Genomic DNA, 26,173 nt, shown 5'->3' with positions numbered 1-26,173 from the left:
CAATTATTTAGCTTGAAGCTGATAAGGTTGCTGCGTTCCTCACCTGTGTGTAAAGTGCATTTTTTTTGACAGTATCATGCGAGACTAGCTTGGAAGAGCTTAATGCAGCAGAAGAATCAATAGAATTTGAGAAATTAAATATGAGTTTGCGAAAGTTGATGTTAGAGAAAATATTCGAAACCCCTGAATACTGTCAGAAGATAAAAGCAATAGCTGATGATATCGTTCGGGCTTCCGAAAAATCTGTAAATGAAGCTACTATGGCTACGAATTTCGAGCTTAAGCTTTATGGCTTCATGACTTCTGAGCTCGGCATGCAGTTTGAACCCATAAAAGAGGAGTCGATAAGCACCAAAAGGCACATCAAAAAAGGTCGTATTGACTCTCGAATCGGAACACTAGTGTTGGAGTATAAGCACCACTCAGCGCTATCGAGCCCCAAGGACCGTCAAGATGCGGTTGGACAGCTAAAAAACTATCTGGAGCACCTGCCGAACGAATCACAGTCAAACATTGGGGTTCTAACTGACGGGCTCAAAATAAAATTCATTATTATGAATAATGATATTGTTGAGTCGGAAACCAATTTTGAGGCACTCAACGGGACGCACCTTACCAAAATAATACGAGGCGCTCTGTCGACGGAAAAGAAGGCCCTGACTGCTAAAAACTTAGTAGATACTTTTTGTCAAAGAGGAGGATTAGCTAGCCGTTTAAGCCAAAAACTATTTTCTCTTTCTAAAAGTTCAGCTACCGGTCGCACGCGTATGTTATTTACCGAATGGCAAGCATTATTTCGGTTAGCTCACGATGACGAGTCCAAACAAAAAACTATTGAACAAAGAAGAGAATCTCTAGCCAAGGCTCTCGATACTAAAATAGCTCAGGGTGATAACGTAACAGAGTACTTGGCACTTTATTCAATTCAAACAGCCTATGCGATAATAGTCAAAATCATTGCTAATAAGACTCTTTTAGAGATTAGAGGAACGTCGGGTAGCAGTTCTTTCGAGAGCCTCGCTGAGGCTGGCAAAGAGGCTCTGCGTTCACATATGGAAAACCTCGAGTCAGGGTCACTTTTTAGAAGCGAAGGATTTGGTAATTTATTAGAGGGTGATTTCTTTGCGTGGTACAGCACACAAGAGCAATGGACTGAAGAACTTGCTGGGGTAATACGAGAGGTTTTTTCAGTTTTATTAGAATATGAAAATCAAACTGTATTTTCTAGTGACCAAGTGCAAGATTTATTTAAAGACCTTTATCAAGGTGTAATCCCCGATAAAGTACGTCATAGTCTTGGAGAGTTCTACACTCCTCCATGGCTCGCTGATCATACGGTAAAAGCTGCATTGGGAGAAACATCCGTAGGTAATGGTTGGAGAGCGTTAGATCCATGCTGTGGCAGCGGAACCTTTTTGACGACTTGTATACGAATGGTTCTTGAGGAGCTGGAACACGAGACACCAGCAGAGAAGTTAAGGCAAGTATTGCAACGTGTAAAAGGGCTCGACCTTAATCCTCTTGCGACGCTGACAGCTCGCATAAATTATTTTATTAATATCGCACACTTGGTTGATAACAGTAGTCAGTTTGATGTTCCTGTATTCTTAGGTAATTCAGCTAACCTGCCGAGATCTTGTAGCATAGGCGATGTAGAGTGTGTTCACTACTCTATAAATACCGAGAAAGGTCCAATTGATATCCGCCTACCTAAAGGAATTTTATCTGACTTAGAAAATTTTTCTAAAATCATGTCCGCACTCGAAATCTTTATCGAAAATGAGGACATAGAGGGTGTCTCAGGAACATTAATAGCTGCATGTTCCAAGTCCGAGAGAACTAATCAAGTTCGAGAGGCTATTAATCACCTTAGTGAACAGCTAGTAGGCCTTCAACGAGAGCACTGGGATGGAATTTGGGCTCGGATAATTTGTAATTTTCTAACAACTTATAATTTAGGTCGCTTCGATTTAATAGTCGGGAACCCGCCGTGGATAGACTGGAAAAACTTGCCTCAGGGGTATAGGGAAGAGATTAAAAGTATATGTATTTCGAAAAACTTATTTTCGGGAGATTCGGTTACTGGAGGCATTAACCTCAACATTTGTGCCCTCATAACTAGTGTTACGGCGCAAAACTGGTTGTCTGAAGATGGAGCTTTAGCATTTTTGATGCCTGAAACTATTTTATTTCAGCAATCGTATGAGGGCTTTAGGCGTTTACCAGTTAACGAAGGCGACAAGGAGCTATTTTTTAATCGTGTTTATAACTGGACTAAGGCAGGCCATCCGTTTAGGCCAGTTCAACAGAAGTTTCTTACTTACGTTATTTCTCATAAAGCGGTGGACTATTCTACAGGCGTCCCGGTGACTTTCTTTGAAAAGAAGAGAACAAACGCGAGAAATGGAATAGGAAGCTTAGGCGATTATTCTCATGAGACACGCTTTGATAATGTTAAAAGTGTATTCAATGTTAAGAAAGGTTTAGCAGTAAAACTAAGAGACGACTCGACGAGCTTTACGTATTTTGAAAACGAAAACGATATTGAACTTACTAAGCGTTTAGCTGGTTCGAACCAATACAAAGGGCGAGAGGGAGTTGAAATTTACCCTCAAGAATTGTTTCTATTGGAGGTTGATGAAAGTAAGCCTGAAAGAAATAAAAAAGTTTACGCGACCAATATTCAGAACAGTCGCTCCAAACATAAAGTCTCTCAACAAACGGTTTTAATTGAAAAGAATTACCTTTGCCCTCTCGTTAAAGGAGTTCAAATCGAACGTTTTGGCTTGAAACCGTCCAACATAGTTGTACCGTTTCCTTATAACGACGGAAGTAGATCGCCAGTTTCACTCAGAGAACTGAGTACAAACTCACCGGAACTGATGCGTTACTTCAACAAGAACAAGGGGTATTTTGAAAGCCAGACTAAATATAACGCCCGAATAATCGGTAGTAAGCATGCAACAGAGTTTTATTCTTTAGCTAGAGTTGGTGAATACTCATATGCTGACTATTTTGTTGCATTCAGAGACAATACGAAATGGGGAGCAACTGTAGTATCGAAATTGAGAACTCCATGGGGTGAAAATAAGAGGCCTGTTTTCCAGAATCACGCAGTAACAATAACCCAACGACCTGATGGTAGCTATATTTCTGAAGCAGAAGCACATTACATATGTGCCTACTTTAACAGTGAAATTGTATCGAACTATATTCTCAGATCCAGTGACTCTAGGTCATTCAAAATTAACCCTCCGATTAATTTGGATTTGTTTGATCCGAGTGACGGGAGACATCTAGAACTGTCCAAGTTGTCTAAGACTGCTCACGAACTATATATTCGCCGCAGTCAGGGCGAGCAAGTAGAAGCTGAAGAACAAGCTACTCTTGAATCGATAAATGACATTGTAAAGAAGTTACTAATTGCTGACTAGCGCTTGACGGGTTTAAAGTCCTCGAGAGACTTATAAGCAACTAAGCTATAAGTCTCTTTTTGACTATCGATATGATTTAAACTCGAGAGTAAGGGTAGGCATTCTTTATATAGGTGTGTAAGAAACGACCTTTCGAGCCCTGTCTCATAAGCTCGTCATAGAGAGCTCTAGGTACATTATAATATTGATAGACAGCCCCACTTAGAAACTCTACCTCTAAAGTTTCGGTTGTGTCGTCATAACCAATAGATACCACGTTCGATGATGAAACATAATCTCTGTTCATACGGCAACTACTCCAAATCACCTGAGTCATCGTCAACAGATGACCTTTGAATATTTACTTGATTAACAACAGCTCGGGGTTTTTGTGCGCGCCACGATGCGACTAGTCTCTCATAACTTTCGTTTCTGCGCTTAATTGACCACTGTTGAGAAACTTTAGGGTCACTACTTTTAGGGCGGTGTTCAGGAGTTGGTAAAGTTACCCTACACCTCATCGGTAGCTTTGCTGCCTCGCCCATAATAATAGCTTCGCCGGTCCTCAATACTGGAAGAGAATCCAGTAAGCTCATCAATCCATCTGGAAGAGTACCTTGCACCCTCGCTCTATCCGATGGGTTGGTTAGGCGAAGAGCAAAGTATGTTCCACATTGAGACAAAATGGTCTCATCTACTTCAGATGGCCGCTGGCTTATCACCATAGCACCAACACCATACTTTCTTCCTTCCTTAGCAATTTTTTGGACAGTTTCCGACGCAAGACTTTTCTTACTGGTCGATAAATACCGGTGAGCCTCCTCCATCGCAATCAATAAAGGACGGCTAACTCCGCCCTCAGACTTCTCTCTTCCCCAAAAAATTGATTCATAGATAATCTTTAATATTGAGCCAACTAGTAGCTCCAAAACACTGCTTGGCACACCGGAGAGGTCTAAAATAGTTATAGGTTTATCGCTGCCAAGCCAGCCATGCAGCAGTGTGTCCAAGTCCGCTTTTATGTTTCCATCAATATCAGGACACCAATCGCCGGGATTTAAAAGAAAGCTGAATCTTCTATCGATTAACTTAGACCTTAGAATGTTTAGCTGACGTCTGATCCCTACAGCCTGGGTATTGAGAAATGGCCCATTTGGACCCATCGCATGAGGTTTATAAGTTGGTGCTACTAAATCATCAGCATCGCCAACATCCTGAATAGCAGGTTCATTTCTATTGACTCCCTCGTATGTAGTAAGCTCAAAGTTTATCAAATCGTACCAAAGCTTTTTGAGGCTAAATGGCAAAGGAGTGTCAACTGTTATAGAACTGTCATCTACTCCGTCAAATTTAAGTTTTTGCTGCGTATTTTGTTTTAGTTCAAATATTTTGTCCGTAAATGCGGTTTCTCTCACTCCCTCTACACCACCGGTCAAAAACTCAAGTAGCTCATGAGAATTCAAAGCCCAGTATGGAATTTGCAGTTGTTCCTCTTCGGGGCGTGGATCCACAGAGAAAACATTTGATATGTCGGCAAGAGCTTCTGAGTATTCACCATGGATGTCTAGCAAAAGAATTCTAGAGCTTGGGTAGTCGTGGTCAGAATCAGGGTTTGAGCAAATGGAGCGAAGTAGGCTCGCGGTAGTGGTTGATTTACCCGAACCTGTAGAGCCAAGTATAGCTGAATGACGCGTTACAAGTTCATTGAGTGAAACTTTAGCGGGGATACTTTCGGCGCTGGACAATGCTCCAATCTTTATTTGTCCAAAATCATTGCCTCCGTATATTTTAGCTAAGCTACTCTCGGTTACTGTATGAACATTGTCTCCTATATTAGGGAATTGGCTTATCCCTCTCTCAAAAACCCCTCCGACAGCTTCACCAACTAATTGAATTTGCATCCAGCGGCCGGTGCTATCTACATGTACGCCTTCTTGGTCTGGCATGGCTTTAGCACCGACTTCAGAAACAACACCAAATAAGTCCTGGTAGCCTTGTGGAATACGAACAAAGCTACCTACTTGACCGACTCTATATGTTCTTCCCTCAATTATTGATAACCCTGATGCTATTGACTTTGTCAACTGCACACTTACGCTGGAGCCGGAAACGGATGCGACCTCACCTAAAAATGTTGGATCACGACTAAGCATCTGGCTTCTCATCTGCACTAGAGTGCTCGTTTGAAGAGCTCTCGTGTTTGCTATCAGTTACGGTGGTTTCGTCTAAACTTCGGAACCCAGTCGCCTGAGAGAGAGAGAAGAACCTAGCTAGCTTTACAAAATCTCCTAAGATAAAAGAGCCTTCATGTGACGATGACGACCAGAAGGTTTCTCTAATCCTTTTCCATTCGTCACTAGGGAGTTGTCCCGGTTGCCATTTTCCTTTTACACCGTATATTACGGCTCCGTCGCTCGCATAAACGCTCATATTTGGACGCCGCATTGCGAGTTCGACAGCATTTTCCTCATTACTTATAGATTTATATTGGAAAGCAAGAACAGCAGTATGAGTGTTTGCTGAGAGCGCCTCGTCAATTACTGCTGTAATGTGAGCATCAAAAAATGAAAATCCAGTGCATATAAGTAAACTATCAGGAGTTGTTAAGAACTCTCTGAGTCGTTCAAATAGAGCGGAATATGGTTGTTTCGTAATTTGATTATATTTTAAATGATCTGGATATATCAGTTGTGTGGCATTTCTCTGGCCGGTTCGAATAACTGTATCCCCAGCTATATCCCAACCTAGAGAGCCGTGGATTTTCCATAACCTAGACCATCGAGGTGGCATGCTATCCGAAGATATACTAGTGGGATCGAAGAAGGGCTTATGTGAGCCTGTAAAACCATCAAAATAAGGTAGCTGTGCCCGTTCGAAGGCCTCTTCAAGTAGTAAGTCATAGTTAGGAGAAAAGATTTCGACTGGGTGCTCTCGATATGTGCCACCGATCCAGCTAACTAGCTCTGTGTAGGGGGTTGGTTGCTTAGGTAACTCTGCCGCCACAATCGAGCCAATGTGATCACAGATTTTAGTGGCCAACTCATTGTAATCATTTCCGTTTAAACCATGAATTTTAGCCCGCCCAATGGCTTGAGATAGTTGTCTTATTTTTGTAAGTATCGTTTCTATATTTGGTGATTTACCCAAGTCGGGAAGTAATGTTTCGATTACTTTTTGATCGTCTTCATCCAAACAACTGATAACAGTTTCCGTTAACCCAGATACATCCGGAATTATTGGTTTACCGGATGTATCATAGTTTCCTTGTTTATCAACTTTTATTGACACTGTAGCCCCTGCGCCCAGGAGTATACCGATCCTCTTTTTTCCTTGTGACAATATTTGCCTTAAATCTGACATATACCTGTCGGGATTGTGGATTGACGTCTGGTCCATAACGTACCCCTGCTAAGTTTATTTCCTGGCGTTGGCTCTATTAATTGAGAAACGAACAAACTGAATGTCATTTGTAAAAAATTAAAGCATACATCATCAGCATTGCTTAATATCTATGGCTATTTTAGCTAGTTCCCAAAATACAATAACGGGAACAAGCAAACCCACTAAAAACGGGCTATTTCCCCCTTTATACCCTCTTAAGTACTCAAAATCACGTTTTACAGCAAAAAAGGAACTCGATCATGGCCGAAGTACAAGCGGTTAAAGATCTGGACACCGTGAAGCTGATTAGCTACCTCCTTAAACGAACCTATGGTCAGCAGATTGCTGATGTTTGGGATGTAGGTCTTAATCTTGCTTTGCGGATATCAGACCTACTATCTATTAAGTTTGAAAACATTAACGATGAGCGTCTCGCCCTAGTTGAAGGCAAAACGTCAAAACAAGCGACTATAAAACTCAACGACAAGGCACGGTCAATCATCACACGAATAAAAGATGAGCACCCAGAGCACGTTTATCTTTTTCAGTCTTACCGAAATCAATGGTCCAAAACTGTGTCGGCTAAACCATTGAGTCGTCGATATGTGTCGAGGGCTTTTGCGGCTATTGGTGAAGAAGTAGGTGTTGACTTAGGTACACACTCAATGCGAAAGACCCGAGGTTATCACCTTTATAAAAACACGAAAGATATCGCTAGGGTAATGAAGATGCTGCGTCATAGCTCTGAGGCCGTGACATTAAGGTACATCGGCATTACCCAAGAGGATGTGGATCGCGACTTTGCTGAACTAGAGCTTTAAGGACCTTCGGGTCCTTTCTGTTAAATTTTTTGTCTAGCCTTGTGATAAGGGCCCTCATAAAGCCTTCGCCTTTGGAGACCCCTGGGTTAAGTGCCCGTATGCGTTCGCCTACGTTCAGGTGCAAAGAAAAATTAATCAAACCTATATCACCTGATGGCAGTTACGGCTGCAGTTAATTAACTGTCATTTAGGAGACTAATTATGTCGAACGTAACGGTGGTACACACCAAATCAGAACTTGAGCGAGCAATCGAAAGGCAAGATAAAACTATTGCTGTAAAAAGCGCCTCACTGGCTAATGACATAAAAACAGTCAAGTCAGCATCATCGGGTGCTTTTGCATTAGCCGTTGGCTCTGCAGGCGTTTTCGCCACGAACTTTTGGAATCCTCTTGGCTGGGGTTCAGGCATTATCGGAACGCTATCTACGGGCTCACTGATCACAGCGATTATAGCGATTGGTCTCAGCACGACGTTGCTATTCGCTATTTACAACGACTACTCGATAAAGGGGCGAACATCGATACGAATGGCTGGTGGTAACAGCATTGATGCTGATCTCGTTATGGAGAGGGAGTAGATATGGGTAGCATGAGACGAAACATTATCGCTGTTAAAACGCGTCCTGGTGAGGTTCGCTTTGTTTCTGTTGCATCAATTGAACGTGTAGAAGCGTTCGGCAACTACGTGAAGATTTACTTTGGCAACGAGCATGTGCTGCATCGAGCAACACTGTCGGACATGGAAGAGATACTAGATGATAGGTTCATTCGCATACACCGCAGCCACATAGTAAAGCGTGACCATCTGCGAAAGCTTTTATCATAGCTGGGTCGATACCAGGAAGTCGAGTTGGCTGACGAAACAGTACTGCCGCTAGGTGGTAACTATAAGCGCCAGCTAATGCTCGAACTTGGCTTATAAGGAATAGGCTCAGGGTGAAGTCACCCTGGGCTTATTTTTTGTCTTCGGTGTCTGTGTCACTGCATCGTCTCGCATAATGACGACGTCTGCTGGCGCGTCGATACCAAGCTTTACCTCGCCATCTTTTACCTTACAGACGGTAATCATTACGTCGTTGCCTATTGTTAGCTTTTCGGATGCCCTGCGGCTTAGAATTAGCATGTTGAAGTCCTTTTCCAATACGAATAAATGCCCCTAAGTGCAAAACATAATATCACCATTAGAAAAGCTTCATAGCTTGAACCTTAGTCTGCTTGTCGCTCAGAGCTGACACTCCGGAATCAGTGTTCGGTCAATGTATTAATCCACTGAATCGCATCCTCGACAGGACGCGTAGAAGACTCATCGACAGCTATTCTTCCACCGAATAGTTTACCATTCTTACTTGCCATCGTTGCTGTCGTAATATTTAAGGTTGCCCCATTACTTAGATTAAACTGTCGGTTAGCTGTCGACATACCACACGATGGTTTGCCAAAAGAGCGTATATTAGGTTTATCTTCAAAAGCGACTAATAATGACTCCCCAGAGCTCGCTGTTTGTTCGCTACTTAACACTGCTATTGGCATGTTTGCATCTCCCACTGAAGATTTTTCAATTCCAACCATAAACTGATTATTGAGAAAACTTTGTCCGTCATAGGTTCCCCAAGCAGTTTTGGATCCGTCAGGTTTCACAAAATAACCATGTACTCCGTTGCTTAGCAGTGGCGCTATTCCAGCTAACATCGGCCACATATTCCCACCCTTGTTATACCGAAGATCGATAATCCAGGCTTTTGTATCGCGGTCTTTCTGTCTATTGATCTCATCACGCAATCCTTTGATATAGCGAAGTTTAGTCTTCTCTGAGGAGGCATTGAAGCTATTGACGCGTAGGTAGCCAATGTGTCTAGGAATGATAGGTAAGTCATAGGTATTCGTTGCAACACATTCAAACTTTCTTTGCATCACAAACTTTGGTTCAACGGCACTTTTATAAAATGTATGGCCGGTATCAGCTCGCTTTAAGATGAGAGTTAGTGCCTCGCGTAAACTATCTCTGGTAAATGGACGTTCAATACTATCCAAATCAGACTTTAATAAACGCAGTTTACCTGGTCACGCGTAACAACATGCTCCTTCATCAAATTCAGAACTTCATATGCTGTCGCTTCAGGAGTTACATCCTCGCCAAGCACTGAATCTTGAGCGTGTACCGAAAATGTAAGTAGCTTTAAGAGCAGAAAAACGCGAAATATAAGCACCGACTTGAACCTCACTCCAAGTGAAAAAGTTAGGTTACACTAAAATGTGAATACAAATAAAATCAGCTTTTACTATTTCTCCTGTCTGTGGCTCAGCTCCTTGCCATGAATAGTTTTAGGGAAGATCGTGTCAGGCAGGTTTGAGCGATGAACGGACCATTGGGCTTTTTGCTTATTCCAACTAGTGAATCGCTTTTCTATCATTAATAACGAAGGATGACGTGAACCAGGCACGGCATGCTTATTTCTGAAATACTGCGCGTGTTGTTATTGTGCTGTGTATCTAAGTCGTTTACTATCAATGACATAGCAAAAAGTAAAAATTAGATATTGTCCGCTAGGCAGAGTGTGACTGAGCATGCTCAATTTGCCTTTGCTAAGCTGGAGCCTTTCAAGGAACTAATGCTAGATTTATCAGTAATTTAACAACCGAAATTATCGGCTGAACGAGTTCCTAAGTGGGCCCGCGCAATATATAAATGTTACGCAAGTGCTTAAATTATCTCCGACGCGATTTTGACGAAAATTTTTTAACGGAGATACGATGAGATTCATAACCGGTACGGCTACCGGCGTGCTATAGCAATGCCAGGTACAGACGGCTTTCGTTATTACTGCGCCTTCACTGCAGACTCTCGCAGGATGGGTTGATGAGGCCAACCACGAGGCATTTTTCATTGAGATGGAAGATAGGACTAAGCTTGAGGTGCTGGACTGGGGTGGTGATAACAAGCCGGTACTGTTTTTACTGGCAGGAATGCCCATGAACTCTCATACCTATGATGAATTTGCGGCACATTTTACGGACGACTTTAGGGTCGTTGCCTTGACTAGAATTGGGCACGGAAATTCTGAGCCCCCCAAAAACGGTGACTTTTCTATCGAGAGGCTGGCGACGGACATTATTAGCTCGTTGGACAGCTTAGACATTGAGAAAGCTATTTTTGCAGGTCATTCATTTGCAGGCTTTGAGCTCACTTATCTGGGTAAGCATTTTCCAGAGCGCGTGAACGGACTCATCTATATCGACGCAGTGCAAGCGTATGAACATATCCCTGAAATAGGAGAACACTGTCCTGATGTTGCGCAAGCAAGCATTGATATCTTTAAGTATAAAGAAAGCTTTTATAACACACAGCGGGTGCTTGATGATGACGGGAACTACCTGCCGTTTGCAGACCTCAACACTTTGAACAAGCTTTTTGAGCACGACAACGTGACGCCGGATTATAGAGGTATCACGGTTCCCTCCATTTCAATAAATCATATTCCGGAGCAGACAAAAGATTTACTGTTAGGTGTGGGAGAGCCCGGGCAGGCTTGTTTTGAAGCGCTGAATAAGATGAACTACCTGGGTATTGCCAGGTTCGTGAGCCAAATGGAAAACGCAGATGTGGCCGCGATACAGCGAAGTCAGCACGTGATTCACATGGTGACTCCCGATAAGTTAGCTGCAATCATGAAAAACTGGATTGCGCGTGAAATAACAACCAGCCAATAAGTTCAAGTAAGCGTTTTGGCGTAGTCTGTCAGCGTTGAGAAGCCAGTGTTGCAGGGTATAAGCGAGCATTGCAGTTAGCGATTGAAACAGGGAACGTCGAATATGAAAGCTATCGCACCTTTTCTTATCCTGATGATGCTTAGCGGCTGCGCGTCACAAAAGGTCTTCTTGAATGACTATGAGTTCAATGACTCAAGTGTTCAGCAATAAGAAAGTTTCACAAGAACGCTTGGGCATAGCTCAAATTTTCTGCCACCAAATATCTAGCTTTCTCGCGCGAAGGTGAGGAGTTAAAGGATAGTCGTGTTACCGGACGGTCAGTTCTGAGCGAGAAGCGGAAGTTCTTTTCCATCGCATACTAAAATTCAAGCTGTTTCAATAGATTTGCAGCAGACAAATGCGTCGTCTAGTATCAGGTTTTCCTAATCTGATTTTGGCAGTTATTAAGAGTGTAACGCAATAGGGGCTTTAATGAAGATAGCAGTCATACTAGGAAGTTCGCGTTCGGACGGAAATACCCGACAGCTCACTGATAAATTTGTAGCGCAAACCAATGCTGTCTTCTTTAACTTAGCGGATTACAAAATATCAGCTTACGATTATACGCACGAAAATAAAGGCGACGACTTTTTACCACTTATTCGTGAACTAGTTAAATTTGATCATCTAGTGTTTTCCTCACCCGTTTATTGGTATTCAATGTCAGCACTACTAAAGACTTTCTTCGATCGTTTGTCAGATCTTTTAACTGTGAACAAAGAGCTTGGTCGGCAGCTAAAAGGCAAGTCATGTTCAGTCTTGTCAACGGGCTTCGACATTGAATTGCCTCAGTGTTTTGCGCAGCCATTTGAACTGACTGCTAACTACATGCATTTGGTTTACAAAGGTTGTGACTATATTTCCATACAATCGGAATCAGACTTGTTGAACGTAAATAGATGTGTGACTGAAGCTTTAAAAAAGCTAAATTAAAACGGATTCGTAAAGTATTCATTAACAGTATAAGCGGCAACAGGCACTAACCGGACTGTCAGCTTTGAGCGAACAACGGACCTTGCTGCTACGCTTAAGGAAGCAAATTTATACCAAACTGTTTTAGCAATAAGGAAAACAGCCAAAAGCAAATTATCGTTACTATTGAGCTGATTAGTAATGATAGCCAAAAGCTATAGCGTTGCATCAGAGCTGGAAAAAGTAAAAACATGGGCAATGTTGGAAGTACATACCAAAAGGTGTACCAAGCATGATTGGCTATTTTCTCAGCAGGTTGCTTTTCAATATATAACCAAATCATGGTCAGAATGGTTACTGTCGGTAATGCGACTATCATTGCGCCTAGTTTATCACTTCGTTTTGCGAGCTCTGATGCCGCTACGATGACAGTTGCGGTGATCAAATATTTAGTTATTAGCCAACCCATACACAATCCTCAAATTTAAAAACCGATTGCCTATCGGTTTTTGTTGTGGCAATATAGCCAGCGAATTAAATAGAGTAAAGTATTATGCAATTAGGTGAACTAGAAAAGTTAGTGCTTCAACATTTCTGGAATGTCAAAGAGGCGGACGCAAAGCAAGTACATAAAGTACTGGGGCTAGCTCGTGGTAATTCGTTAAATACTATCCAAAGCACGCTTGATAGATTATTTAAAAAAGAGCTGCTCAAGCGCACTAAACAAGGCCATGCCTATTGCTATTCAGCTAGAGTGGATAGAGAAGGCTTAATTGCTCAGCTTATTTCAAATGTGACTAGTGACTTTGTTGAAGATGGTGAAAATAGCTTAATTGCAGCGTTCAGTTCTGCTTCAGCACAGCTTAATGACGAACAACTCGATACATTAGAAAAAATGATCGAAAAACAACGCCAGTTAAGAAAGGAACTTTCTTAATTATGTTAGTTGGAGATATGGCAATCGCACTAAACTTGCTCAGTGTTGCAGTGCTTGCGTTTGTGATCGGTATTGCAACTGTTGCTGTCGTATCTTGTTTTGTGTTGTTCAGACTCAATCAAGTCAGTTTTAATAGTCAAAAATTTATTTTGTGGTCACTTGTAAGTGCGCCTTGGTGGATAGCACTTTCTTGTATCGGTTACTTTATGCTTTACTCTTTAGGGTTTGATACAGTTTTCAACATAAGCTGGTTCGAAGATTTTGCCCATTGGCACCATATCGATATATTCAGTTTTTCAAGTTGGCACGCGTTAACCTTACTTTTGGCATTAATCTATTTAGCATGGCGCGTAACTCGGACTATCTTTGCTAGAACTAAACAGTCCATCGCATTATCGAGTTTACTAAGCTTTACTGATGCACAAGATGCTATGACGACGAATGGCAACCAATATTACCTAATGCCAGTTAAAGTACCCGTTGCCTTTACTACAGGTTTTATATCGCCCAAGATCTATGTATCAACCGGACTACAAACCCAAGTTAGCGAAGAACAACTTAATATCATCGTTAATCATGAACTTGCCCATGTAACCGCAAGAGATCCGTTATTTAAAGTGCTATTCACGGCATTTGCCAGCTTCTATCCGTCAGGTATAAAACAAGCCCTAATCGAGCAATATGTCTTGATGACGGAGAAGTTAGCCGATAATGAGGTCACTAAAGAATACGACAACCTTAATGTCGCACAGACACTGATTGATGTCGCTAGACTTCAAAAAGCACTTCCTACGGATTGCGATCAGGCGTCTGTTAGCTACTTCGGACATGATTACACAAGTCTTCGTGTTGAGGGTTTATTAAATCCAATTAATAAACCGTCACTTACTACTATCATCATTACTCTAGCATTATTGGCAACTATGCCAGTACTAGCGGCATCCACTGTCGATAGTTTTCATCACTTTATCGAAACTTTTTTCATCCATTAATTAAGGATATGGAATGAGATTTAACCCATATAACAGTAAAAGCAACGTAAAAAAACCGATAGGCTATCGGTTTTTGGCTGTTGGTATAGCTGTAAATGTAGCAACCGGGCTTGCTTTAACAATGCCAACTCCCGCATTTGCTAATTCACAAAACCAGCAGCAAATACAGTCGTCACATCAGATTATTAATCTGAGCAAGGCTGTAACCATGACCTTAGAGAGTCATCCTGAACTAAAAGCCTTGGTAGCTAAAGAAGCTGTGTGGCAAGGCAATATAGAGCAAGCTGGCATTGGAGAACGCCCTCAAATAGGTTTAATGATTGAGGATGCGTTAGGGACAGGTGAGCATAGTGCATTAAAAAGTATGCAATCAACGCTCACATACTCTTGGTTGCTTCAACAAGAGCAAATTGATGGCAGAGTTAATGCGGCAAAAAAACAAGCAAGTGCAGTAATAGTAGAACAAAAAATAAAAGCGCTCGATTTATCTGCGATGGTTGCTAAGCAGTTTGTTGAAATCTTGATAAAGCAAGAGCGCTTGAAACTCAATCAATTAGCGGTATCTCAAGCACAGGAAGTGGTTGACGCGATTGCCAAAAGAGTAAAAGCAGGCAAAAGTTCTAATGTTGAAATGCGCTTGGCTCAAGCTGAGTTGGTTCGAAGAAATCTCGCAGTCGAAGATTTAGAGCACGAATTAAAAGCCAGCCATTATCAACTGTCATCCTTGTGGGGTAAACCTCAGGTAGAGCTTAAGTTAACGGGGAATTTAATGCTTAAGCCGGAAATCCCATCGGTAGAAAGCCAACTAAACAAACTTAAGCAAATCCCGCAAATACAAAAGTTTGTTAATGAACAACGTATCGCCCAGTCTCAAATGGAACTTACACGCATTGAAGCAAAACCTCAGTGGCAATTTACTGCGGGATTAAGACGATACGAAGCGACCAATGATTTTGGTTTAGTGGCAGGTATCTCTATTCCTTGGGGAAGTGAAAATAGCAATGCAGGAACAATAGCTGCCTTACGCGCAAAACAAGATGTGCTGGCAAGTCAGCAACAAGCATTAATGCAGAAACTTGATGCACAGCTATATGTGCTATTGCAAGAAATGGCGCATTCCCACCATGTCATTGAAACGATTCAAGCACAAATTATTCCCGAACTAGAAACCGCATTGACTGAAGCAGGTCAGGCATTTGATATCGGCAAGCTTAACTACAACCAGTGGAGTGATATCCGTAGAGAGCTACTTAGCGCCCAAAATCAGTTACTTGATGCTTATCAATCTTTACACTTACAACATATTGAAATTCAACGTCTAACTGGCGTGTCCATTAGTGATAGCGAGTAGAACCGTGAGCAAACTTATGAAAAATAAAAATATCCTGTCGTCATTGAGCTTGGCGATCCTTATATCATTATCAGGTGTCGTTGCACCTAATGCTGTTGCATCATCAACACCTGCGGCTGAGCAAGCTGAACCAGAAAAAGGTCCACACCGTGGCCGCATGTTACGAGATGGTGATTTTGCAATTGAACTCTCTATTTTTGAAACAGGTGTGCCACCAGAGTTTCGTGTTTGGGCGACTAATGATGGACAGCCTATCGATCCAAATAAAGTCGATTTAAACGTAAAATTAATTCGTTTAGGCGATGGCACTGATGATATTAACTTCAAAGCCCAAGGTGATTTTCTTCGCGGTGATATGGTGATTTATGAGCCTCACTCTTTTGTTGTTGCCATTGAAGCAACTTATCAGGGTAAAAAGTACAATTGGCGCTATGACAACTTCGAGGGGCGCACCACAATTGAACAGGCAGTTGCCGATGCAATGGAAATCAACACTGAAATTGCAGGCCCTGCAACCATTCATCAAACCATACCCGCTTATGGCAAATTAAGTTTACCTGTGGACGCTAAGCGAAACATTGCAGCCCGTTTTGATGGTGAAATCACCAAACTGCATGTCAATTACGGAGAAACCGTTAAAAAAGGTCAAACTCTGTTTACCGTAGAAAGTAATGAAAGTCTTAAACCCTACGTTATCAAAGCTCCAGCTAGCGGTGTCGTTACTCAGCTATTTGCAAACGCGGGGGAGCAAACGGGCGGTAGAACTTTACTGACCATTACTAATTTCACTCGCCATATTGCCAAATTAGCGGTTTATCCTTCGGATTATTCCAAGGTGAAACTGGAAACGCCAGTTACGTTAAACGTTGAAGGCCATGAGGAAAGCTTTGCAGGTAAGGTGTCATTTATTGAGCCTAGCGTGAGAGATGATCAGGCAAGAATTGTTTGGGTCGAATTAGAAGATAGTAACCTTGCCGAAGGAAGTTTTGTAAAAGCTGACATTGAAGTTGCAACCATTGATGTGCCACTGGCTGTAAAGCGTGTTGGCTTACAAGGTTTTAGAGACTTTACTGTTGTTTACGCCAAAGTGGGTGAACAGTATGAAGTTCGTATGCTTGAGTTGGGCCGCGCTGGAGGCGAATGGATTGAAGTATTAGGTGGCCTAAAAGCGGGAACCGAATACGTGACTGACAATAGCTATATTTTAAAAGCCGACATTGAAAAGTCTGGCGCATCACACGATCACTAGGAGCGTATAAATGTTGGAGTCAATTTTACGCTTTTCAATAAAGCGCAAATTCCTTGTTATGGTGATGGTGCTAGCTGTGTCAGGTTTGGGGATATGGAATTTTACCAAACTACCGATTGATGCAGTGCCCGATATCACCAATGTACAGGTAATGATCAATACTGAAGCGGCTGGGTTTACGCCATTAGAAGTTGAGCAAAGGGTAACTTTTCCGTTAGAGACCGCGCTGTCGGGTTTACCGGGGTTAACCTATACCCGCTCAGTTTCTCGTTATGGTCTATCTCAAGTGGTAGCAATATTCAGTGATGATACTGATATCTATTTTGCTCGTCAGCTTGTAAATGAGCGTTTATCAGCCGCTCGCGCTGAGTTACCGCAAGGCTTAGAGCCTCAACTTGGGCCAATTGCGACAGGTCTTGGTGAAATATTTATGTTCACCGTTGATGCTGAACCTGACGCGACTCATGCTGATGGTACGCCAATTACACCAATGGATTTAAGAACCGTACATGACTGGACCATAAGACCACAGTTAATGCGTGTGCCGGGTGTGGTAGAAGTGAACCCGATTGGCGGATTTGAGCGTGAAATATTAGTCGCTTTTAAACCTGAAAAGTTACTTGCTTTTGGGCTGTCACAAGCCGATGTGGTTGATGCAATTTCGCAAAACAACCAAAACCAAGGTGCAGGCTTTATTGAGCAAAATGGCGCACAGTGGTTGTTAAGGCTGCCCGGTCAGGTTACTGATATGACAGCTATTGGTAATATTCCGCTTAAGTCGCTTGATGGTTCATCAATTTATATAAAAGACGTAGCCGATATTGAAAACGGCAAAGGGCTAAGAACTGGTGCTGCTACACAAAATGGTCGTGAAGTGGTAATGAGTACGGTGTTCATGCTTATTGGTGAAAACAGCCGCACCGTTGCCCATGCCGTGGGAGAAAAGCTCAAAGAAATTAACGCCACTTTACCAGAAGGTATTGTCGCAACCGCTGTTTATGATCGCACTAAATTAGTTGATAAAACCCTGCAAACGGTTCAGCTTAACCTGACCGAAGGGGCGGTTCTGGTTATCGTTGTACTTTTTGTCTTGTTAGGGAATTTCCGAGCCGCATTCTTAACGGCCTTAGTGATCCCTTTTGCCATGTTAATGACAGTGACAGGTATGGTACAAACTCGCGTGAGTGCAAACCTGATGAGTTTAGGCGCGTTAGATTTTGGCTTGTTAGTCGATGGTGCCATTATCATTGTAGAGAATTGTCTTCGCAGGCTAAGTCAAGCAGGAAACAACCCTCTGCCGCTAAAAGAACGCATGGAACTCGTGTTCGAAGCAACAAAAGAAGTTATACGCCCAGCTCTATTTGGCGTGTTTATAATCACCGCTGTTTACTTACCCATTTTTGCCTTAGAAGGCGTTGAAGGCAAAATGTTCCACCCGATGGCGATCACCGTGGTTATCGCGTTACTTAGTGCTATGGTGTTATCGGTTACCTTTGTACCAGCTATGGTTGCCTTGTTATTTAAAAAGCCCGTGAAAGAAAAACATAGCCCAATAATTCGTGGTGCTGCGGTTCTTTACAAGCCTGCTTTGAACTGGGTATTAAAAGCCCGTTGGTTAGTGGTTGTAGCCGCAACAGTATTAGTGGGTTTCTCAGGATATCAGGCAACTAAGTTAGGTAGTGAATTTGCGCCTAATTTGGATGAAGGTGATATTGCCATGCACGCACTGCGAATTCCGGGTACGTCACTGTCTCAAGCAATCGCGCTTCAGGAATCTTTAGAAAATAAAATTAAACAAATGCCAGAAGTTGAACGCGTCTTTGCCAAAATAGGTACAGCCGATGTGGCAACTGATGCCGTTCCGCCAAGTGTCGCAGATAACTTTATTATCCTGAAACCTCGCGAGTTGTGGCCTGATCCTGACAAAACGAAAGTACAAATCGTAGAAGAGCTAGCCGCGCTAGTAGAGCCAATTCCGGGTAACCGCTATGAGTTCTTACAGCCAATACAAATGCGTTTCAACGAATTGTTAGCTGGGGTCAGAGCGGAACTTGCAATAAAAGTGTTTGGTGATGACTTTGATACCTTGACCACGTTAGGCGATGAAATAGAGGGCGCAATTTCTCAGGTTGAAGGTGCCGTTGATATACAAGTCGAGCAAACCACTGGGTTACCTATGCTTAATCTTGTACCAAATCGTGAAAAACTGATGCAGTTTGGCATTAGTATCAGCCAAGTACAGTCTCAAGTGGCAACGGCTATGGGCGGCACTGTTGCAGGTAAGTTTTATCAAGGCGATGTGCGCTCTGATATTGTGGTGCGTCTTGCAGAGTCTAAGCGTAATAATATTGATGCTCTTCCTTATTTACCTATCACTCTGGTTGATGGTCATTCAGTACCGCTTAAAGAACTGGTTGATATTGAGCTGATATCGGGTGCTAACCAAATAAATCGTGAAAATGGTAAACGTAGAGTGGTTGTGACTGCCAATGTTCGCGGAAGAGATTTAGGAAGTTTTGTTGCAGACATCCAAGCAGCCATTAATGAAAATGTTGAAGTACCTGCTGGTTACTGGGTGGAATATGGCGGCACTTATCAAAAACTGCAATCCGCTTCAGAGCGCCTAAGTATTGTTGTACCTGTCACTTTAATCATGATTGTCGGTTTATTAATCCTCGCGCTTAACTCGTTTAAAGACGCCATGATCATCTTTACGGGTGTTCCGCTTGCATTAACAGGTGGTATTGCTGCGCTGTTATTACGTGATATTCCATTCTCAATCTCGGCAGCTGTCGGCTTTATTGCTTTATCGGGCATCGCCATCCTTAATGGATTGGTGATGGTGTCATTTATTAGAGAGTTGCGCAAAGATGGTTTAGTACTCGATAAAGCGATATTTGATGGTGCACTGACGCGTCTTCGACCTGTGTTAACAACGGCACTTGTTGCATCATTAGGTTTTATTCCTATGGCGTTAAATACAGGCATAGGCTCGGAGGTTCAGCGACCTCTGGCAACAGTGGTCATTGGTGGCATTATTTCATCAACGATTTTGACGCTGTTTGTCATTCCTGCCCTGTATAGAATTTTACATAAAGAAAAGGAGTCTATTTTGACTGATGTTGAAGTATTGGAGTCACAAGATGCCAAGTAACATAATGAGAGTAATAATGTATTTGACGACTGCGCTGTTAGCACTCGTCAGTGTTGAAGCCTTTGCTCATGGGGTAGATGATACCACCAGAGCATTTTTAGAGCAGAATACGGGGGGGCAGTTTATTCCCTTTCTGTATATCGGTGCTAAACACATGGTAACGGGCTACGACCATTTATTATTTCTAGTCGGTGTGATCTTCTTCCTCTATCGCAGCCGTGACGTACTGTTGTACGTCACCATGTTTACTATCGGACATAGCACAACGTTATTATTTGGCGTATTAAGCGATATTCAAGTCAATGCTTATTTAATCGATGCCATTATCGGATTTTCCGTAATTTATAAGGGCTTCGATAATCTAGGTGGCTTTAAGCGTTGCTTTAATTGGCAGCCTAATACCCAATGGGCGGTGCTGATTTTTGGCCTATTTCATGGCTTTGGTTTAGCGACAAAATTACAAGAGTTTAGCCTAGCTGATGAAGGTCTTATTACTAACCTGATTGCCTTTAACTTAGGTGTTGAACTTGGTCAATTTGCTGCGCTCGCACTTATTTTGATCATGATAAATGCTTGGCGAAAACTGCCTTCATTTCAACGCTTTTCGACAGTCACAAATACCGCACTAATGAGCGCTGGTGTAATGTTAATGGGTTTACAACTTACTGGTTACTTCACCATTTAATCGATTTTTAACGTATAGAAATACAGAAAACAGAAATAAAAGAGAATTTTATGCAACATACAGTTAGTACCAAAACACTCGTTAAAGCGAGTATCTCAGCAGTCGTTGTCGCGGTTATTGCACTGGTTACCTTTATCTTACCAGCAGAGTACAACATAGATCCGACAGGTCTTGGTGGCAAGTTAGGTTTAACAGCACTGGCACAAGCGGCGGAAATGGAAGCGGCTCCAGTAGAAAAGACCAAGGGAAGCGATGAGTTTCAAGCTATAGAAGTGACTATCGCACCGGGGCGAGGCGTAGAATATAAATTTTATATGAAACAACATGACAAAATGACCTATGAATGGTTAACCGATGGTGAGTCATTATATTTCGACTTACATGGCGAACCTGAAGGTGACACAACGGGATATTTTGAAAGCTACGCCATTGCTACTACTAATGAAATGAAAGGCAGCTATACCACGCCATTTACTGGCTCTCATGGTTGGTACTGGAAAAACAAATCAGATAAACCAGTGTCAGTACAGCTACTGGTTAAAGGACAGTATGAAGTTATTGGCCTTAAACAATAACGAATTTAACTTTACGAATTTCATACGAAATGGAGACTAAAATGAACAAACTAATATCAATCGTTGCGCTTTGTGGTGCCTTGCTAACTGGTAATGTACAGGCACATGGCGATCATGGTGTCATCAGCGGTCAGAAAGCTGTTAGCATCGCTGCAACACATATTCAAAAGATGACTTTTAAAGACGCTGGTTTTGGAGTTGGTAAGTTAGATGAGTCATGGAAAAACATTGATAAGTCGCAACTTTCGATTGCTAGCGTTGAAGACAATTTCTACGTTGTTAGTGCGTCTAACCCTAGTAAAGAAGATAAGCTTTACTTCCAAATTGCAAAAAACGGTCAAGTTATAGCGGTTAAAAATAAAAACGACTTTTAATCACTTAAAGGGCACCTTTTGATACATGCATAAGGTGCCTTTGTTTTTGTATCTAAAGTCCGCTTTTGGCACATAGCGGCCCTTTGGCCGCTATGAAATGTCTATTACTCACACTCCGACCATTCAGTCTCACCAATGTCCTTACACTCGACCTCAGACGTCCCATCAGGGAATGTTGTCTTACGTCGCCAGGTTGGCCCTTCTGGTGATGTGTATATACGCTGAGTATCGACTAGGTTCTCACCATCCATTACGCGAGTGCGTGTTTCGACGGACGCGAACGTTTCCAGAAGCGTTGCGGCATCATAGTCTTCTGACATGCTGAACTCATAGGACGTTGCGTCAGCCAGAATTGAGTCAATGTTCAATTCGGTTTTACGCTCTTGGAAGTCCTGCATGTAGTCAAACTGTGTGAACGCGCCAGCATCGCTGTCGTACCGTAAGGTATAGGTGTAGCTTTCGCCCAGGTTTTGGTCTAAGTCAGTGAGCTGACTGACTGTGATACGCTTCGAGCGAACATCGATGCAGCTGTCATCGTTATTGGTAATTTCCACTTTTTCGGTTTCAGTCGCATCGGTGTTGGCGATGTATTCAAAAATATCAGCCGTGTTGCAGGTTTCATTGAAGTACGCGACTTCAACGGATGCGTCACCGATGGTTTTGAAAGATGAACGTCGATTGTACGTATAAATGACGTCAAAGCGTTGTTCAAAGTCATCGCTTACAATCTGTGTCTTAGCACTGACACGGGCATTGTCCGACCATTCACCGTCAGCGGTATCGGATGCCGGGGTAAAGATATACTCTTCACGAACCCAGTCCTCACCCTCTTTCAGGTAGCTAATCAGCGGTACCGCGTTGGGGCTTTCATCGGTAATGGATTTCGTCTCAGCCAGAGACATCTTAAGGCCTTTCACGATTTTCTGAGCCAAGTTATAGGCATCAGTATCACCGGAATCGACGAAGTCACTATAAATGGTCTCTTGCGAGATGTTGTAGTCTTCAACGATTTTAGCCAGTGTCTGGTCCATGCGGTCCTTGAACTGTGAAATCAGCTCGTTGTTATTAAGGAGTTGTTCACACGCCAAAACAGGGTCAGCGTTACCATCTTCTAACGCAAAGTCATTCTGAAAGGTCTCCCACAGAATGGAGGTTAGCGGTGTGATGTTGGCACTGTCGAACGCATCTTCGTTAATCGGTGGAAGCGTCATGGTGTAGGCTTCTTCGACTTCACCTAAGTCTTCATCGATGGCTCCAACGGGCACGTCAACAACGATAGGCGCATAGGTAATGCATTCCTCGACACTTTCATCAATGTCAGTGAGTTCCAGCTTGTAGTCACCGGCATCGGTCGATTCGCCATTCGGCTCACCGTCATCCAGTTGACCATTACCATTGATATCTACGAATACTGTGGCTCCCTTAACGTAGCCATCAATCACCTTACCACTGATAGTAGGGCCGCTGGCCGTATTGTCACCACCGCCATTATCACCGCCACCACTGCCAGTGTCAGGTGGTGTCGTCGTATCCGGTGAATCACTTCCACCGCCGCAAGCTGTTAATGCAAGCACTGTCGTCAGTGCGAGTGCTAATTGTGTTAACTTCATAATGTATCCTTCACGTTTATTCCATTCGCTTTCGCTATTTTCGAAGTTGCTCGTCGGTATAACCGCGAGACTTAAGGATTTGACGAGCGACGGCTTTGTCTTTTGAGTCAACCGTCGACGACCAAGACTTGTCTGTCACCATTTTGAGAAGCTCCGAGTCGCTTTTACGCTTGAGTTTACTCAGTCTGTTGCTGACATCCTTCGTCTGCTTTGTGCCTTCGGACAATGCCTTCTTGCCTAAATCAAATATTGCGTCCCAAAATCCCATGACCGTATTCCTAATAAAAAAGCGGAGTGAGTGCTCCGCTGTACTATTTACTCATCATCAACTTTGCCATCACCATCACAGTAAGGGCATTCAATCCGTACACGTGAGTCGCCTCCACAGGTGGGGCAGTTTTCTGGATGAGGACCGCCGCCGTAATCCAGTGGACAAGGAATCTCACCGCGACCTCGACATTCGGGACAGTTAACTTGTGACACTTTATTTCTCCTTTTTAGATTAGTGAGCCTAAAAAGCATCTCAATGTTTACTATATGAGTCAATAGGTAGCTTATAGAGCGTTATTAGTTCTTCGTCTTGGTGTCAAGATTAACGAAATCCCAAACGGTGTGAACGTCAATGGACATCAAGGCTGCATTTGGAAAAGCGGTGAAGTTGAGAAGAGTAGAGATAGATCTGTCACAGGAAGATATGGCAAATAGCGCTGGGATGGCGCGCTCGTTTATCTCTAAAGTCGAGCGAGGCGATGCAAATCCCTCTGTGACTTCAGTAAAGAAAATTGCTGATACCTTGGGGGTGTTGCCTTCAGACCTGTGGCTAAAAGCTGAGGACTACCTATCAAAATAATGTATCGGATTTAACGCAACTAGTTTTTGATAATCAAGTTCACGCTGCTTTTGCAACTCACGCTCATAGTCATCCCAAACGTAGCCAGGGGCAGTAAGGCAACAGCGTTCGTAGCTCTCGTCAACAGCACCCCTTAATATTGCCATCCATCGGTGATTGTCTAACCCTAGCTCCGTTCTCGGCAGCCTCTCGTGAACAGAGCGCTCACAAGAAAATGCGTTCAAAAGGATTTTTTGCCGAGTGAAGGCTAGAAAAAACACGTACTCAAGCCTCTCGTTATTATAGGTATCTTTAAAGTGGCTCCATAGTGCTGGGTCATCCGAGTCAATGGGATACTTGCTTAAACGAAGGTAAGTCAATGCCGTTACGAAAGCGGTATCGACTAACTGTTCGTAGTTCTCTACCCAGCGACATTTTCGTAGGGTGATGGCATAATCGACCGCCACCTGAATGGCATCCGCTTCGAATAGTCCGTGGCTAATGCATCGACTTCTTTGGTTTACCTCTTCGCATACTGCTGAAAGCTTATCCATGTCTACCGGGAATGCTTTGTGTCTGTGCAGCCGGTGGTGAATTTCCTGCAATTGTGCAGGGGTGAACGTATGGATCCACATAATTGTCTCCAAATGGTTTGTGTTTGAATTTTAAGGGGTTAGGCAGGGGTAAAGCTGACTCTAAAGTGGAATCAGCTTCGGAGTGTTAGTTGTCGTGTTGTTTAGTCGTCCTCGTTTTCATTATTCTTCGGTGCTTTGTCTACGTCAGTGACGTTGAGTTGCTCTGCAATGGTGGAAGCATCGTTTGGCGCAATGCGTTTATTAGACGTAATATTTATTTGCCCCTCGTTCAGTTGGACATAGCTGTTGAGATATTTCTTCAGCGAGCCAATGCCAATCTGGGTATGCAATCCTTTGATGACCTTATCTATTCGCGTAGCTGAGGTGTTTGCAATCGCTTCTATGAACAATGGATAAATAGTGTCTGGCATGTAATAGCCGTGGGACTTCAGATATACGGTTACTACTCGAGCCAGATATTGATAAAAGCGCTCAGCCGACTCTGGCTCTTTGGGCGTCAGCTGGGCCGCTTGATAGGTAAATGATGCAATGTAAACAAACGGGTCTGGCGCGTGGGTAGCTGCGATTAAGTGCCACCATGTTACCGACTCAAGCTGGTTATTCGTTATTCGTTCGCAATCACCATCCCAGTTTGACGGATTAAGTGAGTGTTTTACGGCGTCCAAAAGTTCTTTCGTGATTGGTGTGACATTGAGCTCTGCTATCGCAACGCCTGCTCTGTAAGCTTCATTTAACCGGACTTGAATCATTTCTTTTGATGCGTGGTCATAGACCGAAACGAGAGGCATGTGTGTTCGGCGAAATCCAGTATCGACATAACCTTCTTGGGGATCGAATCTCAAAACGTTACTCCTTGTTTTGGGTAGACTGGAGTAATCGAGTTGATAATTAGTGGTGGTTAATTACCCCAGTATGAAAGGGTGACATTACTTGTTTACTTTATTAGATTCAACGGGTTAGTCGTTGACGTAGTTGTCCCACTGAACGCCTTTGCATCCTGATACAGTGAAACTTTCTCTTAAGCTCCTTAAACCCGTTATAAGCGGTCCAAAACGAATCGGTGAGTGAATCCTCCGCTTTGTCATTTCAAGGGCATCACCTGCTGTTAAGGGCTCGCTCGAATTGCTTATGATGGTCTTGGCGTGCTCTAACATGAGTCGTGGTGCAAACTTATCGACCGTTGTCCATTCGTCCCGCATGACGTTGAACAATATCTGGTCATTGCCTTTCATGGGGATGCCATACTGATTCAAAAATAGCAGGCACACAGCAAATGCAGTTTCTGCGGCACGGTTGGTATCCTCTGTCCACTCGGTGTGTGCTAAGCGAATAGCGTACTCAGCAGCAATTGAGAATATCGAGTCTAAGTTAACGGTGTAATCAAAATACTCACGGTCAATGGTGCTGCATATATCGACAAGCTGAGCAAAGTTGGGCTGGTGTTTCGCTTCGCGGTGCATCCCCTTGTGTATTTTGACGATGTCCATGGGTTTGACTAGACGTAAAATCATAATGGTCTCCGATTGATAAGTGGCGGCGAGCTGCC

The 26,173-nt window shown here is 43.0% G+C and carries 27 protein-coding genes; 15 read left to right on the top strand and 12 right to left on the bottom strand.

Annotated features, from left to right (window positions below; translation table 11 throughout):
* Positions 1-89 precede the first annotated feature (89 nt).
* Positions 90-3,434: an N-6 DNA methylase gene (locus tag UM402_RS11990; protein WP_322295346.1), complete on the top strand. Its 3,345-nt coding sequence runs from the start codon at positions 90-92 to the stop codon at positions 3,432-3,434.
* A gap of 76 nt (positions 3,435-3,510) precedes the next feature.
* On the opposite strand, the gene UM402_RS11985 is transcribed toward UM402_RS11990, so the two are convergent.
* From UM402_RS11985 to UM402_RS11975, 3 genes are read right to left on the bottom strand one after another with little or no spacing between them, the layout of a single operon-like run.
* The gene (locus tag UM402_RS11985; protein WP_322295345.1) at positions 3,511-3,720 is read right to left on the bottom strand and encodes a KTSC domain-containing protein; all 210 of its coding nucleotides are present in this window, start codon (positions 3,718-3,720) and stop codon (positions 3,511-3,513) included.
* A gap of 7 nt (positions 3,721-3,727) precedes the next feature.
* Positions 3,728-5,566: an ATP-binding protein gene (locus UM402_RS11980; protein ID WP_322295344.1), complete on the bottom strand. Its 1,839-nt coding sequence runs from the start codon at positions 5,564-5,566 to the stop codon at positions 3,728-3,730.
* Entirely contained in the window at positions 5,559-6,809 is a 1,251-nt protein-coding gene (locus UM402_RS11975; protein ID WP_322295343.1) for an SIR2 family protein, read from the bottom strand. The genes UM402_RS11980 and UM402_RS11975 overlap by 8 nt, the downstream gene beginning before the upstream one ends.
* 245 nt (positions 6,810-7,054) lie before the next feature.
* On the opposite strand from UM402_RS11975, the gene UM402_RS11970 reads away from it, so the two are divergent.
* The 3 genes from UM402_RS11970 (at position 7,055) to UM402_RS11960 (ending at position 8,442) form a co-directional block, all read left to right on the top strand.
* Positions 7,055-7,615 carry a tyrosine-type recombinase/integrase gene (locus UM402_RS11970; RefSeq protein WP_053953351.1) on the top strand — a complete coding sequence of 187 codons (561 nt, stop codon included), beginning with the start codon at positions 7,055-7,057 and terminating at the stop codon, positions 7,613-7,615.
* A gap of 201 nt (positions 7,616-7,816) precedes the next feature.
* Complete coding sequence (locus UM402_RS11965; RefSeq protein WP_322295342.1) at positions 7,817-8,194, top strand: hypothetical protein; 378 nt, start codon at positions 7,817-7,819, stop codon at positions 8,192-8,194.
* A 2-nt stretch (positions 8,195-8,196) separates the two neighbouring features.
* Positions 8,197-8,442 (top strand): LytTR family DNA-binding domain-containing protein, encoded by a 246-nt coding sequence (locus UM402_RS11960; protein WP_322295341.1) that lies wholly within the window; start codon positions 8,197-8,199, stop codon positions 8,440-8,442.
* A 105-nt stretch (positions 8,443-8,547) separates the two neighbouring features.
* Here the strand turns inward: UM402_RS11960 and UM402_RS11955 are convergent, their stop codons facing one another.
* On the bottom strand, positions 8,548-8,739 hold the full coding sequence (locus UM402_RS11955) for a carbon storage regulator (RefSeq protein ID WP_322295340.1): 192 nt from the start codon (positions 8,737-8,739) through the stop codon (positions 8,548-8,550).
* Between the two features lie 119 nt (positions 8,740-8,858).
* Entirely contained in the window at positions 8,859-9,647 is a 789-nt protein-coding gene (locus UM402_RS11950) for a S41 family peptidase (protein WP_322295339.1), read from the bottom strand.
* A gap of 858 nt (positions 9,648-10,505) precedes the next feature.
* Between UM402_RS11950 and UM402_RS11945 the strand changes: the two genes are divergently transcribed.
* Both UM402_RS11945 and UM402_RS11940 read left to right on the top strand, forming a co-directional pair.
* Complete coding sequence (locus UM402_RS11945; RefSeq protein ID WP_322295338.1) at positions 10,506-11,324, top strand: alpha/beta hydrolase; 819 nt, start codon at positions 10,506-10,508, stop codon at positions 11,322-11,324.
* Between the two features lie 471 nt (positions 11,325-11,795).
* Positions 11,796-12,296: a flavodoxin family protein gene (locus tag UM402_RS11940; protein WP_126752673.1), complete on the top strand. Its 501-nt coding sequence runs from the start codon at positions 11,796-11,798 to the stop codon at positions 12,294-12,296.
* Between the two features lie 94 nt (positions 12,297-12,390).
* Here UM402_RS11940 and UM402_RS11935 read toward each other — a convergent pair whose 3' ends face one another.
* Positions 12,391-12,744, bottom strand: coding sequence for a DUF3147 family protein (locus tag UM402_RS11935; RefSeq protein WP_322295337.1), 354 nt, complete (start codon positions 12,742-12,744; stop codon positions 12,391-12,393).
* A gap of 84 nt (positions 12,745-12,828) precedes the next feature.
* On the opposite strand from UM402_RS11935, the gene UM402_RS11930 reads away from it, so the two are divergent.
* Genes UM402_RS11930 through UM402_RS11895 form a run of 8 tightly spaced genes read left to right on the top strand, consistent with a single transcriptional unit; the run spans position 12,829 to position 21,592 of the window.
* Positions 12,829-13,212, top strand: a complete 384-nt coding sequence (locus tag UM402_RS11930) for a BlaI/MecI/CopY family transcriptional regulator (RefSeq protein WP_322295336.1) — start codon at positions 12,829-12,831, stop codon at positions 13,210-13,212.
* 2 nt (positions 13,213-13,214) lie between these two features.
* Entirely contained in the window at positions 13,215-14,204 is a 990-nt protein-coding gene (locus UM402_RS11925; RefSeq protein WP_322295335.1) for a M56 family metallopeptidase, read from the top strand.
* A gap of 13 nt (positions 14,205-14,217) precedes the next feature.
* Positions 14,218-15,555: a TolC family protein gene (locus tag UM402_RS11920; RefSeq protein WP_322295334.1), complete on the top strand. Its 1,338-nt coding sequence runs from the start codon at positions 14,218-14,220 to the stop codon at positions 15,553-15,555.
* 16 nt (positions 15,556-15,571) lie between these two features.
* Entirely contained in the window at positions 15,572-16,804 is a 1,233-nt protein-coding gene (locus UM402_RS11915) for an efflux RND transporter periplasmic adaptor subunit (RefSeq protein WP_322295333.1), read from the top strand.
* A 10-nt stretch (positions 16,805-16,814) separates the two neighbouring features.
* On the top strand, positions 16,815-19,958 hold the full coding sequence (locus UM402_RS11910) for a CusA/CzcA family heavy metal efflux RND transporter (protein WP_322295332.1): 3,144 nt from the start codon (positions 16,815-16,817) through the stop codon (positions 19,956-19,958).
* Positions 19,948-20,643 (top strand): HupE/UreJ family protein, encoded by a 696-nt coding sequence (locus UM402_RS11905; protein WP_322295331.1) that lies wholly within the window; start codon positions 19,948-19,950, stop codon positions 20,641-20,643. The genes UM402_RS11910 and UM402_RS11905 overlap by 11 nt, the downstream gene beginning before the upstream one ends.
* Before the next feature lie 50 nt (positions 20,644-20,693).
* Positions 20,694-21,218 (top strand): hypothetical protein, encoded by a 525-nt coding sequence (locus UM402_RS11900; protein WP_322295330.1) that lies wholly within the window; start codon positions 20,694-20,696, stop codon positions 21,216-21,218.
* Between the two features lie 41 nt (positions 21,219-21,259).
* Positions 21,260-21,592, top strand: a complete 333-nt coding sequence (locus UM402_RS11895; protein ID WP_322295329.1) for a DUF6488 family protein — start codon at positions 21,260-21,262, stop codon at positions 21,590-21,592.
* A gap of 104 nt (positions 21,593-21,696) precedes the next feature.
* On the opposite strand, the gene UM402_RS11890 is transcribed toward UM402_RS11895, so the two are convergent.
* Genes UM402_RS11890 through UM402_RS11880 form a run of 3 tightly spaced genes read right to left on the bottom strand, consistent with a single transcriptional unit; the run spans position 21,697 to position 23,685 of the window.
* On the bottom strand, positions 21,697-23,202 hold the full coding sequence (locus UM402_RS11890; RefSeq protein ID WP_322295328.1) for a hypothetical protein: 1,506 nt from the start codon (positions 23,200-23,202) through the stop codon (positions 21,697-21,699).
* 34 nt (positions 23,203-23,236) lie between these two features.
* Complete coding sequence (locus tag UM402_RS11885; protein WP_322295327.1) at positions 23,237-23,470, bottom strand: hypothetical protein; 234 nt, start codon at positions 23,468-23,470, stop codon at positions 23,237-23,239.
* 47 nt (positions 23,471-23,517) lie between these two features.
* A complete protein-coding gene (locus UM402_RS11880) occupies positions 23,518-23,685 on the bottom strand; it encodes a hypothetical protein (RefSeq protein WP_157980635.1) in 168 nt (55 codons plus the stop codon).
* 139 nt (positions 23,686-23,824) lie between these two features.
* On the opposite strand from UM402_RS11880, the gene UM402_RS11875 reads away from it, so the two are divergent.
* On the top strand, positions 23,825-24,052 hold the full coding sequence (locus UM402_RS11875) for a helix-turn-helix transcriptional regulator (RefSeq protein ID WP_322295326.1): 228 nt from the start codon (positions 23,825-23,827) through the stop codon (positions 24,050-24,052).
* Here the strand turns inward: UM402_RS11875 and UM402_RS11870 are convergent.
* From UM402_RS11870 to UM402_RS11860, 3 genes are all read right to left on the bottom strand, one after another.
* Positions 24,037-24,666 (bottom strand): hypothetical protein, encoded by a 630-nt coding sequence (locus UM402_RS11870; RefSeq protein ID WP_322295325.1) that lies wholly within the window; start codon positions 24,664-24,666, stop codon positions 24,037-24,039. The two genes, UM402_RS11875 and UM402_RS11870, sit on opposite strands and share 16 nt — an antisense overlap.
* Before the next feature lie 101 nt (positions 24,667-24,767).
* Positions 24,768-25,469 carry a hypothetical protein gene (locus UM402_RS11865; protein ID WP_322295324.1) on the bottom strand — a complete coding sequence of 234 codons (702 nt, stop codon included), beginning with the start codon at positions 25,467-25,469 and terminating at the stop codon, positions 24,768-24,770.
* 114 nt (positions 25,470-25,583) lie between these two features.
* Positions 25,584-26,138 (bottom strand): hypothetical protein, encoded by a 555-nt coding sequence (locus UM402_RS11860; protein WP_322295323.1) that lies wholly within the window; start codon positions 26,136-26,138, stop codon positions 25,584-25,586.
* Between the last annotated feature and the right edge of the window lie 35 nt (positions 26,139-26,173).

Origin of the sequence: Idiomarina sp. OXR-189, assembly GCF_034373425.1 — a bacterium.
In the GTDB taxonomy this organism is placed as follows: Bacteria; Pseudomonadota; Gammaproteobacteria; order Enterobacterales; family Alteromonadaceae; genus Idiomarina; species Idiomarina zobellii.
This window is presented reverse-complemented; position numbering and strand designations above follow the sequence as displayed.